Below are 12,427 nucleotides of genomic sequence, written 5' to 3' on the forward strand. Positions count from 1 at the left end.
CATTAGCTCCAGCGCACGCGCGGCATAATCCGCTCATTCACGATGCGATCCCGATTGCCAAGGATGCGCTCGAGCATGGAGCACAACACTTCTTCCGTCATGTAATGCGGTTTAAGCCCGAGTTCGAGCAGTCCGGTGTGCACTGGATTGTAGTAATGCTCTTCCTTTTCCTTGCGCGGATTCGGGACGGATTTAACCGGCACATCAAGCCCCATAGCCGCCCCGGCCGACTGCACCCGCTCGGCGAGCTCATTGACCGTGAAGGTTTCAGTGAGCTGGTTGAAGATACGCAGCTCGCCCTTCTCGGCCGGGCTTTCCGCGGCCAGCCGTACACACTGCAGCGTGTCCCGCAGATTCAGGTAGCCGCGCGTCTGGCCGCCGCCCCCGTATACCGTGAGCGGTATGCCCGCGACGGCCTGTACCAGGAAGCGGTTGACCACGGTCCCGAAGATGTCGTCGTAGTGAAAGTTGGGGCACAGGCGCGCGTCGAGATCGGCCTCATCCGTGGAGATGCCGTAGACAGGGCCCTGCATCAGGTCGGTTACCCGAAGGCCATATGTCCGGACATAGAACCAGAGGAGGTCCGTATCCAGCACCTTGGTCGTGTGATAGAGCGACCCGGCGGCGCGCGGGAAGAGGAAGGTATCCTTGCGTCCCTTGTGCTCGACCTCGAGCCAGCCCTCCTCGATATCGATGTTGGGCGTGCCGTATTCCCCCATCGTGCCCAGTTTGACGATGTGCGCGTCCGGCACGATGTCCTTCACCGCCCAAATGCAGTTGAAGGTCACGTCGAGATTGTTCTGGAACGTCTCGCGCGCCTCGCGGAAACCACGCATTGAATACGGCGCGGATGGCTGCTCGGCATAGTGGATGACGGTATCGGGCTCCGCCTGCTGCACGAGCTCGAACATGAAGTCGGGGTCGCTTAGATCGCCAATGCGGACCGCGATCTCGTAACCGCTGGCGGCGGCGAAGATCCTCGCCCTCTCACTGAGGCTTGGCGCCGGCATCAGCGCCTCGCTGTCCGTCGCCTCGGCGATATGCCGTCGGAGGTAGTTATCGGCTACGGTCACCTCGTGGCCGGCAGCGGCGAAATCCATCGCGGTTGGCCACCCCAGGTAACCATCGCCGCCGAGAATCAGGACGCGCATTGAATACTCCTTCGCTCAGTCTGTCTGTTTCGCCAGGAAGTGACGCACGGTCCGGCGCAATCCTTCGGAAAGCGCCACCTCCGGCTGCCAGCCCAGGCGCTCACGCGCCTTGGACGTATCCGAATAGTTGCGGGCCACATCGCCGGTACGGGTCTCTCCGTGGAATATCTCGGGGACCGTCGCGCCTTCGTCGCGCATAACGCCCATCAGGGTCTCCGTCATCTCCGAGACCGTGGTCTCCTGCGCGGTGGCGACCTGGAACGTCTCACCGCCGACGCCGGGGACCTCCGCGGCACACCGGATCGCACGCACCAGGTCCGAAATGTGGATGAAATCCCGTGTCTGTTTTCCGTCGCCGTAGATTTCGAGTCGCTCGCCCGCCATGGCTTGTTTTATGAACTTGGCGACTACCGACTGTTTATGCCCGGAACCTTCGCCGTACACATTGCCGAAGCGCAATGCCACCGTCTCGACACCAAAGCAGTGGAAATAGGCGGAGCAGTATCCCTCCCCCGCCAGCTTCGACGCCCCATAGGGAGACGCAGGATGGGGGGCCATCTCCTCGTGCAACGGGGGCACCTGAACACCGAGCGGTGCCCCGGAGGAGGCGAAGACAAAGCGTCGGACTTCGTTTGCGTGACTGCTCTGCAGCAGATTGAGGGTACCCAGGACGTTCGTCCGGCAATCCGCTTCAGGGTCGGCCACGGAGGGGCCTACCCCGGTATTGGCGGCCAGGTGGACGACGACATCGGCGCCGGCCACTGCGCGTAACACCGTGTCCCTGTCGAGAATATCGCCCTCCAGTAAAGCCAGCGGCGCTGACCAGTCATCCGTCTGCGCATCTCTGTCCAGCTCAACGAAGGGCGCTACATGGGCCAGATCGTCGCGGGTGCCGACGGACAGGTTGTCCAGCACACGGACAGAGTGCCCGCTATCCGCGAGGATCGTCGCCGCAAGGGCGCGTCCGATAAATCCACAACCACCGGTAATAAGCCAATTCATATCGGGAGGATCCTGATTTGAAGATAGAGACTGGTCGACACCGAGGCCTATGGACACGTTCTCGCGCCGTGGTGCGCGTGCCGTAAAAGCCGCCGTGCCGGAGCTATGCGATGAGTCATTTGTAGAAGAAGTCGTTCCATCAGTCGTCGCTACGACCAGCGCATGTGCCGCTTTTAGGCACGCTACCGCCTGGGATGCAGCGACCCCATCACGTAGGTGTTTGATTTTACGGCACCGCCTTTGTCGCACACGGCCTTTGGCCGTGCACGACCTACGGCGGGGGAGTCCCTCTCCCCTGCCCCTCTCCCGTCGAGGGAGAGGGGGTGAGAAATCGTGCGCCAATTGTCCGTTGCACCGTCGCGCTGTCCAGTCCATCGCCGTAGGTTGGCTGCTCCTGGCTGCCAACATCACACGTCGCACCGCACCGGAGACGTCGGCCGCCTTGAGCAGCCGACCTACACGCCCGCCGACCTACGTACCTCTGTCGTCCCTGTCTCCGCCGGACGACACGTCGCCCTGTCCGGCCACTTCGGCGCGCAGGGTCTCGATCTCCGCGAGCAGCTCGCGGTGCTCGCGCTCCTTGCGGCGGAGAAAGCGCACCGCCAGCGCTGCCTTCTCGCTCGCACCCTTGGGCGTGAGCGTGTAGAGATAGGCGCGCTTGTTCGGGTTGCGCCGGAAATTCTCCGCTTTCACCAGACCACGGTCGATGAGCGCGCGCAGGCAGTAGTTCGTCCGCCCGAGGCTGACACCGAGCGCACTCGCGAGCTCCCGCTGGGTGAGCTCGGGGTTGTCCTCGAGCAGGCGAAGGGCCTGCAGGCGTAGCTCGTCGGATGCCATGGCTGTGTTCAGTGGCTGAACGATGATCGACGTATTGAACGTGTTGTGGCCCGCGATTGCAAGGCCTGGCCGACTACGCCGCTCGCGGTGCGCCACGGCGGGCGCCTTCCGTGACGCCGTTCGGTGGGTGGGGCACGGAGGGGCGAGATGATGCCCCACCGGCATGTTCTCGTGCCAGTGCCAAGCGCTCGCTGGATGCGGGCGCCGCCGGTCTGTCGCGGTGGCCGCCGGGCCACTCTTGGCGCAGGCCAATAGTGCGTTCGTCACCGGCAGTGGCGCGTTGGAGGGGCGTCGCCGGCCCCGGGCCGCCGGGCTATTTCGCCGGGGGCACGTGGGGCCATACCGTGGTGGCGAGTGGGGCCACGCCGCATACGGCCGGTCGCCGCGCCTACGAACACGGTTTGGGCTGGAGGTCGGCCGCTGGGCAGCCGCCGACGTATGGCGAGGTGAGCCGCGGGCGCGAGCCGCCGATGAGACCGCGCGCCCGGGGACCGCTGCGCGGCCTTGCGGCGAGGCGGCGGTGCCCTGGATGGCCCGCTGTGCTAGGCTGTAGCCCTCATCCGACAGGACGTCGGTCCCCCGGGCAAGGGACGTGCCCCCCATGAACCACGATCAGAACTTCAAGAACCTCATCCTGGACTACCCGCTACAGGCGCTGCGCTTCTTCGCCGCGGAGGAGGCCGCCGCGGTGGACGAGGGTGCGCGGGTCGTGCCGATCCGCCAGGAGCAGCTCCAGGAGCGCCTGGGCGAGCGTTTCCGCGAGCTCGACGTGCCCTTGCTGCTCGAATGGCCGGATGGGCGGCGCGAGGCGGTGCTGTTCGCCCTCGAGGAGGAGAGCGCGGGGCGGCGGTTCAGCATCCACCGCCTTGCGCACTATTGCCTGGACCTGGCGGCGCTGTTCGACACGGCGAGGGTGGTGCCGGTGGTGATCTTCCTGGGCGGCGGCGGGGCGGCGCCGGCGGCGCTGTCGCTGGGCGGTGATCGCCACCGCTACCTGCATTTCCGCTATCTCGCCTGCGACCTCTCGCGCCTCGAGGCGGCGCGGTATCTCGACAGCGACAACCTGGTGGCGCGGCTGAACCTGCCCAACATGGCCTACCCGCCCGGCGAGAAGTTGCCGGTCTTCGCGCAGGCCCTGCGCGGCCTGCTCGGCCTGGAACCCGACCCGGAGCGGCAGGCCAAGTACCTGGATTTCATCGACATCTATGCAGCGCTCGATGATAATGAACGCAAGGAATTCGAACGGCGCTACGCCGACGAGGTAGAGGTGATGAACGCATTCGCCGAGCGGTTCACCCGGCAGGGAATGGAACAAGGGATGCGCCAGGGGATGCAACGGGGCGAGGCGGCGGTGCTCATCCGGCTCATGGAACGCCGCTTCGGGGCCTTGGCGCCGGTGCATCGCGAGCGCATCGAGGCCGCGGACGCCGAGACGCTGCTGGAGTGGTCCGAGCGCATCCTCACCGCCACCCGGCCGGAGGACGTGCTGGAATAGCGGTGGCGGTGCGGTCGGCCGCTATCGAGTGGCCGGGCCTGTCAGGTGCCGCGGTCAGCCGCAGGGGATGTCGCACGCCTGCGGCGCACGACCTACCCGGCACGGGGGTGCCCCGGGCGTAGATCATGCACGGCCACCGGCCGTGTGCGACGTCCCAACAGTTCCGGTAGGTTGGCTGCTCCTGGCAGCCAACACCCACGCCCGGCACCCACCGCGAGCAACGTCGGCTGCCTTCGAGCAGCCGACCTACAGCCCAGCTACGGCCTCCCGGAACGGGTAGGTCCTGCACGGCCAAAGGCCGTGTGCGACGTCCCAACAGTTCCGGTAGGTTGGCTGCTCCTGGCAGCCAACACCCCAACCCGGCGCCCACCGCGAGCAACGTCGGCTGCCTTCGAGCAGCCGACCTACCGCTGCCTCGGTGACGCTTGGTCAACGGCTCTCGTCTGTATACGGCCGCAGTCGGCTGCCAGGCGCAGCACCCGTAGGTCGTGCGCCGAAGGCGTGCGACATAGACCTACGGAAGATGGGGTATCGTCCGGCACAGGTCAGGCGCGCGACGTCTCGGGCGGTGGCGGGGAATGTCGCACACGGCCTTTGGCCGTGCACGACCTACCGGCCGGAGGTCGGCGACGGTGGGCGGGTTGACTGCCCTCGCCCGGCGCGGGATCAGGCCCGGATGTACGCCCAGCCCTCGGCCTGGAGCTCCGCCAGGATGACCACGGCGGCGTCGACCTCTGCCACGCCGGCGGTGTTTTCCAGCCCCTGGGCCACCAGGGAGTTGCGGCACAGGCGCAGGTGGTTATCCGTCGCATCCGGGGTCGCCAGGGCCGCGGCCACGGCGGCGCCGTTGGCGATGATGCGTACCTCGGCGCCCGGGCGTGCGCTGAGCAGGTTGGCGGCATTGCGCCGGGCCCGTGCCAGTGCCTCGGGTGTGGGGGCGTGCAGCAGCACGCGCAGGGGGGCACTCATGCGATCATCTCCTCGACACGTTGCACCAGAGCGGAGAACGCCGGGTGGTCACGACGGCCATCCAGGGGCAGACCCACCTCCACGGTATCGATCACCCCGGCGGGATGCCCGGTGTCCTGGCCACCCAGCACCATCACGCGGTCCGCCAGTGACACCGCCTCTTCTATATCGTGCGTGACGAAGACGATGGCGGCCTCGGTGCGCCGGCGCAGCTCGACGAGCTCCTGCTGCAGGCGCCGCCGGGTGATCGCGTCCAGGGCCGAGAAGGGCTCGTCCATGAACAGCACCTGCGGCCGGACCGCGAGGGCCCGGGCGATGCCCACGCGCTGCTGCTGGCCGCCGGAGAGCGTGTGCGGCCACCGCCCGGCGTACTCCTCCAGCCCCACCAGGGCCAGCGGCTCCATGGCGCGGCGCCGGCGCTCCGCCCGGGAGAGCCCGAGCCCTTCCAGTCCCAGCTCGACGTTGGCGCGCACGCGCCGCCAGGGGAAGAGCCGCGGCGCCTGGAAGACCATCGACCACGCGCGGGAAGCGTCCGCACGACGCGCGGGGATGGTCACCTCGCCGTCGTGGGGGGCGATCAGCCCGGTGAGGGCGCGCAGCAGGGTCGACTTGCCTACCCCGGAGGTGCCGACCACCGCCGTGAACTCCTGGGGGTGGAGGGTGAGGTCCACGTCGGTGAGCACGGTGGTGCGACCGAACCCCAGACTCAGGTTCCGTGCGTTGAGTACGGGCGTGCTCTCGCTCCTCACCGCGCTCATGGCTGCCACCTCAGCATCCGGCGCTGGAACAGCATGAACACGAAATCGAGCAGCGCGTAGAGGGCGGCGATGGTGAGCATGTAGACCACCACGATATCCGTCGCCAGCAGGCTGGAGGCCTCCATCATCCTCTGGCCGATGCCCGGGATGCCGAACAGCTCGGCGGCCACCACCGTCATCCAGCCCTGGCCCAGGCCGGCACGCAGGCCACCGAGAATGCCGGGCGAGGCCGCGGGCAGGTTGACCTTGGCGAGCCGGGGCAGGAAGCCGTGCTGCCCGAACGCCCGCGCGACCTCGTCATAGCCGGGGTCGACGGAACGCACGGCGCTGTAGCTGGCGAAGTAGTTGATCCAGAAGACCCCGATACTGATGATGAACGCCGCCGCCGTCGGGGTGACGCCGAACCAGATGATGGCGAAGGGGATCCAGGCCAGCGGCGGAATCGGGCGCAGCAGCCGCGCCAGCCACGCGTGGGCGGCATCGAAGCGCGGCAGCAGCGCCGCCGACACGCCCACGAGGATGCCCAGTACGGACCCCACCAGCAGGCCCACGCTGTAGTGCGCGAGGCTGGAGCCCACGACCTCGAACCAGATGCCGTCGGAGAGCTCGAGCCACAGCACACCGGGGATCGCCGAGGGCAGCGGCACGAGGGTGCCGGGCAGCAGCCCGCTGCGCAGCGTCAGCTCCCACAGCACCAGGAACACGCCCACCCCGAGGGCGCTATAGAGAACGCGTCGCGGGCGGGACAACGTGGTCATTCCTCGCCGGCCGACTGCGCGCTGACCGTGTCGTACACGCTGGTGTCGAAGAGCGCATCCAGGTCCACGGGCTTGCGCAGGCTGCCCTGTTCCATCTGGAAGTCACGCATGCGCCGGGTGCCCTCGCGGATGGCGTGCGGGTCGGCGAGGTAGTTCGACGACGGCGAGGCGAGCGCCTTCTCCACCGTGTCCAGACTGATGAGCCGGCGGCCGACGAACTCGCGGACATAGGGCGCGGCCTGTTCCGTGTCCTCCTCGAGCATGCGTGTCGCACGCAGGTGCAACGCCATGAGCTCGCGCACCGCCTCGGGGTGCGCCTTCAGCGTCTCCTCGCGGACGGCGAGCACGGCCCCGGGCTGGCCGGGCAACATCTCGTCGGCCCGGGCCACGACCCGGGCACCGTCGGCGCGCTCCTGCACGGTGGTCAGGATCGGCTCGAGAATCGAGGCCGCGTCCACGGCACCGGCCAGCAGCGCCTGCTGCACCCGGTCCGCGCCCATGGCCACGATGTTCACCGCGTCCACGCCGACGCCGAGCCGCTCCGTCAGCCAGTAGCGCAGCACGGTGTCTGGGACAGAGCCCTGGGGAAACGTCGCGATCTTCGGCTTGCGGCCCTGGGTCTCGGTAAAGCGGGCGATGGCCTCCGCCGGGTCATTGGCCTCGAACAGCGAGGCGAACTCACCACGGGCCACCAGGCCGATCTGCTCGCGGATACTCGCGGCCAGCACCTTGATCGGCACGCCGTTGGCGCGCGAGACCATGGCCGGCCCGATGCCGAAGTACATGACGTCCAGCTCGCCGGAGGCCAGCGCCTGGACCATGGCCGGACCGCTGGAGAAGCGGGTCAGCTCCAGGTCGAGCCCGGCATCGTCGGTCCAGCCCGCCCCTTCCATCACGAACAGCTGCGCCACGGGCAGGATCGGCATGTAGCCGACCTCCAGGCGCGTGGTGTCCTGGGCCTGGGCAGCGCTGCCGAGACTCAGCAGACCGGCAATCAGCACGGCAAGCAGACGGGCACGTGACATCGAATGCCTCCGGGAATGGGTTATAACGTGCCAGTCTAACGATTTATTTCTTATAACTTAATACGCGTTTTGAAACGCTTGGTTATTACGATGTTCCTGCCTGGAAGAAGGCACACGGCACGTCGCGGCGGGCATCGGGGGAGCTGCCGGCTGCCAGGAGCGGTACGTGTAGGTCGGCTGCTCCTGGCAGCCGACATCGCCATGCCGATGCATTGGAGCGGGGAATGTCGGCTCCCAGGAGCAGCCGACCTACCGGAGGCGGCACGACAGCGTGCGAGGTCCGGCCGCCCCCGGGATGCCGCACACGGCCTGCAGCCGTAAACAGACGAGAGCCGTTGACCAAACGTCACCGAGGGAGCCGTAGATACCGTCTCGCGGATCAAGCGATTTGCGGGATATAGGGTGTCTGGTCCCTGATGACGCCGAAGCAGATGGAGGCGGGCTCGCGCATGGCCGCCCCAGGGCGGCCGTGCCGGCGTTGCCTCACCTGCGCAGGCGCTGGGAGAACGCGTGCACATCGGGGTTATCAGGTCGGCCGCTCAAGGCAGTCGACGCTGCCGGCACCGCAGGCGCGGGATGTTGGCTGCCAGGAGCTGCCAACCTACAACACCGGTCTACCCCACGGGCGTTCCGCAAAGGGTTCCCGCCAGCAAACCCGGTAACCCCGCAACTCCCATAGGTCGGCGGCTCCTGGCAGCCGACGTCCCGTGCCCGCCACCGCGCATGGATCCGGCCATCGGGCACCCCCGGAGCAGAAACGGAGGGGGTTTCGTTGGACGCCGGTCACGCCCCCGGGCGTGCGGCATCCCGGACCGCCCCCCGGGAACGTCGCACACGGCCTACTGCTCCGGGACGATCTCCACCGGCGTCCACGGGAAGCCGAGGCGTTCGACCTCGGCGCGTAGCTCTTCCATCCCGGGGGTGACGGCCTCGGTGGGCCCGCGCAGGCCGAGCTCCAGGCGGTACCCCTGAGGCTCGGTGCTGGGCAGGCAGGAGAGCTTGAGGTCGGGGTGGGCGCTGACGAAGCGCTCCATGAGCGGGATGACGTCGCTCTCCCGGGCGCCGTCCACGCTGATGGCCTGCTCGGTGCGGCTGCCAGGCGCGTGGAGGTGGGCGTAGTGGTGGTCCAGCACCCACTCGATCATGGGCCAAGCCATGTTGGGGAAGCCGGGCACGAAGTAGTGCTCACGGATGGAGAACCCCGGCACGCGGTTCACCGGGTTCGGGATGATGGCCGCGCCCTGCGGGAACTCCACCAGGCGCAGGCGCTGATCCGGGGTGACGGGCCCGCCGAAGCGCGCCTCCAGCTCGGCGACGCCGTCGGGGTGGCGCTCCAGGGGCACACCCAGGGCCGCCGCGGCGCAGGCGCGGGTGCGGTCGTCCGGGGTGGCGCCGATGCCGCCGCAGCTGAACACGATGTCGCCGCCCGCCAGCGTCTCTCGCAGCGTCTGCTCGATGAGCGCGGCGTCGTCACTGATGAAGCGCACCCACTCCAGCTCCAGGCCGCGCGCGCCGAGCAGCTCCACGAGCTTGGGGAAGTGCTTGTCGCGGCGCTTGCCGGAGAGCAGTTCGTCACCGATGACGATGAGTCCGAAACGGCGTGCACTCATGGGCGCTGTCCCTCAGATGTGATTCCACAGCGACAGCCCGGCAGGCTGCCAGTGCAGGTAGAGCTGGCGGTCGATGTACGGCTCCGGATGCCGGCGGAAGTGGTGCTTGATCAGGGTGACGGGCACGATCAGCGGCACCCGGCCGATGCGGTAGTCCTCGATCAGCTCCAGCAGCTCGGCCTTGTCGTCGCCATCGAGGTGGCCCTTGAGGTAGCCCATGAGGTGCTGGAGCACGTTGGTGTGCCGGCGGCGCGTGGCACGATGGCGCAGCGTCGCCATGAACGCCTCGCCGTAGGCCTCGGCCAGCGGCTCCACCGGTTCGCTGCCCGCCCGCGCCACGAGCCGCCCGAGCTCGCGCAGGCGCTCGGGGCTGTGGGACATGAGGATGAGCTTGTGACGGGTGTGGAAGTCCACCAGCGCCTCGGGGGTAATGCCCTCCGCCATCAGGCACTGCCAGCGGTGATAGGCGTACAGCCGGCCGATGAAGTTCTCGCGCAGTACCGGGTCATTGAGCCGGCCCTCCTCCTCCACCGGGAGCATGGGGTTGGCACGCATGATCTCGGCGGCGTAGATGCCGGTGCCGCTGCCGGCGGGATGGCCGGTATCGGTGTAGACCTTGACCCGCTCCATGCCACAGCTCGGCGACTTGCTCTTGAGGATGTAGCCGCTGATGCCCTCGAGCCGCCGCGCCATGGTGCGGCCGTAGTCGGCGAGGTCGGTCGTGACGTCCTTGCCGGCATCCCGCGTGCCCACGGCCCGGGGCGAGTCGGGATCCCCCACGAGGCGGATCGGCGGCCGCGGGGTTCCCAGCCCGATGGCCACCTCCGGGCAGACCGGGATGAGCTCGAAGTAGTCCGCGAGGACGTCGGCGACGAAGCGGTCGCGCTTGTGCCCGGAGTCGAAGCGCACCTGCTCACCGAGCAGGCAGGCGCTCACGCCGACCCGGATCGGGGCGGCCTCGGTATCCGGGGGCGAGGTGCTGGTCGCCTGGGCAGTGCTGGCCGTGCTCATCACTGCGCCTCACTCGATCAGCGGCGCGAGGGCGTCCCTCAGCGCCCACAGGGAATCCATCTCGACGCACGGCGGCTGCGCCGGCGCCTCCGCCGGCCACGCCCCGCCGTCGCGATTAAGCCAGACGGGCTGCATGCCCGCCGCCGCCGCACCAATGACATCGCTGTGCGGATCGTCACCCACGTGCACGATCTCGCCCATGGACACGCCGGCGTGGCCCCGCGCGGCCTCGAAGACCAGGTGCGAGGGCTTGGCCGCGCCGACGTCCACCGCCGCCAGGGCGAAGTCGAAATAACCGTCCATGCGCAGGCGGCGGATGTCCGCGTTGCCGTTGGTGAGCGCACCCAGGCGCACACCGCGGGCACGCAGCCACTCCAGCACCGGGACTGCGTCGTCAAAGAGCACTATGTCGTGGCGGGCATCGACGAACACGTGGAAGGTGTCCTCCACCAGCGTCTCCACCTCCGCGGCACTGTACCCAGCCCGTGTCCCGGCACGCCGGAATGCCTCCCGGCGCATCGCGGAGACGTCGTGGGCGATCTCCGGGCGGTCCGCCACGACCTCGCTGCGCAGCGCGAGGACGGCCTCCGGCGAGAGCGCGGCGGTCACCGCCGGGTAGTTGGCATCCAGGTAGGCATACGCGACCTCCTCGGCGTGCTCGATCACCCCGGCGAGGTCCCAGAGGGTGTAGTCGAGGTCGAAGGTGACCGCGGTGACCGGCGCGGCGAGTTGCAGGCTCATTCACCCTCCTCCGCCACCGGTTCGGCCTCCATGTGCCGCCACAGGCACTCGCCACCCGCGGCGCCGTCCAGGCGCTCCAGCCACGCCTCGTGGCGGGCCAGCTCGTCCGCGTCGGGCTGGACGACAGCGAGCCGGGGCCGATCCGCAGGCAGGCGGCGGATCCGCTCATAATCCTCGCCGCCCTCGCCCTCACTGCCCTGGCGGGCCAGCGACAGCGCCGTCTGACCGCCGGTCATGGCGAGGTAGACCTCGGCGAGGATCTGCGCGTCGAGCAGCGCCCCGTGGAGCTCGCGGCCGCTGTTGTCGATGTCGTAGCGCTTGCACAGGGCGTCCAGGGAGTTGCGCTGGCCCGGGTGCATGTCCCGCGCCATCACCAGGGTGTCCAGCACATCGGCATAGTCCGCCGTTCGGCCCCACGCCTCGCCGAGCCGGGAGAGCTCGTAGTCGATGAAGCCCACGTCGAACGGCGCGTTGTGGATGACGAGCTGCGAGTCCCGGATGAACTCGATGAACGCCTGCGCGACGTCCTCGAAGCGCGGTTTGTCCGCGAGGAACTCGTTGGTGATGCCGTGCACTTCCTGCGCACCGGCGTCCACCTCACGATCCGGGTTGAGGTAGTAGTGAAAGGTCCGGCCGGTGGGCCGGCGGTAGTTCAGCTCGTAGCAGCCGATCTCGATGATGCGATGGCCCTCGGCCGTCTCCAGACCGGTGGTCTCGGTGTCGAGGATGATCTGGCGCATGAATCCCTCGGTATCTCCAACGTCCGGCGCGGCGGGGCGCGCCACAGATTAATCTTACCGCGCCCGGCCGGGCTGCCCCACACCGTGACCGGACCTCCAGGCAGCGTCCGACCCCGGTCCGCCCGGCGATTGCCGCTCCCTCTCCCCAACCCCTCTCCCGTAAAGGGCGAGGGGCCCGGAGTTTCTGTAGGTTGGCTGCTCCTGGCAGCCAACACACACGGCCCGCACCCGCCGCGAGCAACGTCGACTGCCTTCGAGCAGCCGACCTACAGCCCAGCTACGGCCTCCCGGAACGGGTAGGTCGTGCACGGCCGAAGGCCGTGTGCGACG

At 68.4% G+C, this 12,427-nt stretch carries 12 protein-coding genes; 1 reads left to right on the plus strand and 11 read right to left on the minus strand.

Going from position 1 to position 12,427, the window contains the following annotated elements; genetic code table 11:
- Window positions 1–2: 2 nt before the first annotated feature.
- The 3 genes from C516_RS0110900 to C516_RS0110910 form a co-directional block, all read right to left on the minus strand.
- A complete protein-coding gene (locus tag C516_RS0110900; protein WP_018718423.1) occupies window positions 3–1,151 on the minus strand; it encodes an NAD-dependent epimerase/dehydratase family protein in 1,149 nt (382 codons plus the stop codon).
- Window positions 1,152–1,166: 15 nt separating this feature from the next.
- Window positions 1,167–2,153 carry an NAD-dependent epimerase/dehydratase family protein gene (locus C516_RS0110905; RefSeq protein ID WP_018718424.1) on the minus strand — a complete coding sequence of 329 codons (987 nt, stop codon included), beginning with the start codon at window positions 2,151–2,153 and terminating at the stop codon, window positions 1,167–1,169.
- A 471-nt stretch (window positions 2,154–2,624) separates the two neighbouring features.
- Window positions 2,625–2,990, minus strand: coding sequence for a MarR family EPS-associated transcriptional regulator (locus C516_RS0110910; RefSeq protein WP_018718425.1), 366 nt, complete (start codon window positions 2,988–2,990; stop codon window positions 2,625–2,627).
- 601 nt (window positions 2,991–3,591) lie between these two features.
- On the opposite strand from C516_RS0110910, the gene C516_RS0110915 reads away from it, so the two are divergent.
- The gene (locus tag C516_RS0110915; RefSeq protein ID WP_018718426.1) at window positions 3,592–4,485 is read left to right on the plus strand and encodes a DUF4351 domain-containing protein; all 894 of its coding nucleotides are present in this window, start codon (window positions 3,592–3,594) and stop codon (window positions 4,483–4,485) included.
- A gap of 666 nt (window positions 4,486–5,151) precedes the next feature.
- On the opposite strand, the gene C516_RS0110920 is transcribed toward C516_RS0110915, so the two are convergent.
- The 8 genes from C516_RS0110920 to dnaQ all read right to left on the minus strand — a co-directional run bounded on the left by C516_RS0110920 (window position 5,152) and on the right by dnaQ (window position 12,097).
- Window positions 5,152–5,454, minus strand: a complete 303-nt coding sequence (locus tag C516_RS0110920; RefSeq protein ID WP_018718427.1) for a hypothetical protein — start codon at window positions 5,452–5,454, stop codon at window positions 5,152–5,154.
- Window positions 5,451–6,212 (minus strand): ABC transporter ATP-binding protein, encoded by a 762-nt coding sequence (locus C516_RS0110925; protein ID WP_018718428.1) that lies wholly within the window; start codon window positions 6,210–6,212, stop codon window positions 5,451–5,453. The genes C516_RS0110920 and C516_RS0110925 overlap by 4 nt, the downstream gene beginning before the upstream one ends.
- Window positions 6,209–6,961, minus strand: coding sequence for an ABC transporter permease (locus C516_RS0110930; protein ID WP_018718429.1), 753 nt, complete (start codon window positions 6,959–6,961; stop codon window positions 6,209–6,211). The genes C516_RS0110925 and C516_RS0110930 overlap by 4 nt, the downstream gene beginning before the upstream one ends.
- A 5-nt stretch (window positions 6,962–6,966) precedes the next feature.
- Window positions 6,967–7,995 (minus strand): ABC transporter substrate-binding protein, encoded by a 1,029-nt coding sequence (locus C516_RS0110935; protein WP_018718430.1) that lies wholly within the window; start codon window positions 7,993–7,995, stop codon window positions 6,967–6,969.
- Between the two features lie 839 nt (window positions 7,996–8,834).
- Window positions 8,835–9,605 carry a competence/damage-inducible protein A gene (locus C516_RS0110940; protein WP_018718431.1) on the minus strand — a complete coding sequence of 257 codons (771 nt, stop codon included), beginning with the start codon at window positions 9,603–9,605 and terminating at the stop codon, window positions 8,835–8,837.
- Between the two features lie 12 nt (window positions 9,606–9,617).
- Window positions 9,618–10,616: a YbgA family protein gene (locus C516_RS0110945; protein ID WP_018718432.1), complete on the minus strand. Its 999-nt coding sequence runs from the start codon at window positions 10,614–10,616 to the stop codon at window positions 9,618–9,620.
- Between the two features lie 9 nt (window positions 10,617–10,625).
- On the minus strand, window positions 10,626–11,357 hold the full coding sequence (locus tag C516_RS0110950) for an HAD family hydrolase (RefSeq protein ID WP_018718433.1): 732 nt from the start codon (window positions 11,355–11,357) through the stop codon (window positions 10,626–10,628).
- Window positions 11,354–12,097 carry a DNA polymerase III subunit epsilon gene (gene dnaQ / locus C516_RS0110955; RefSeq protein WP_018718434.1) on the minus strand — a complete coding sequence of 248 codons (744 nt, stop codon included), beginning with the start codon at window positions 12,095–12,097 and terminating at the stop codon, window positions 11,354–11,356. The genes C516_RS0110950 and dnaQ overlap by 4 nt, the downstream gene beginning before the upstream one ends.
- Window positions 12,098–12,427: the final 330 nt, after the last annotated feature.

The organism is Arhodomonas aquaeolei DSM 8974 (genome assembly GCF_000374645.1).
GTDB lineage: Bacteria > Pseudomonadota > Gammaproteobacteria > Nitrococcales > Nitrococcaceae > Arhodomonas > Arhodomonas aquaeolei.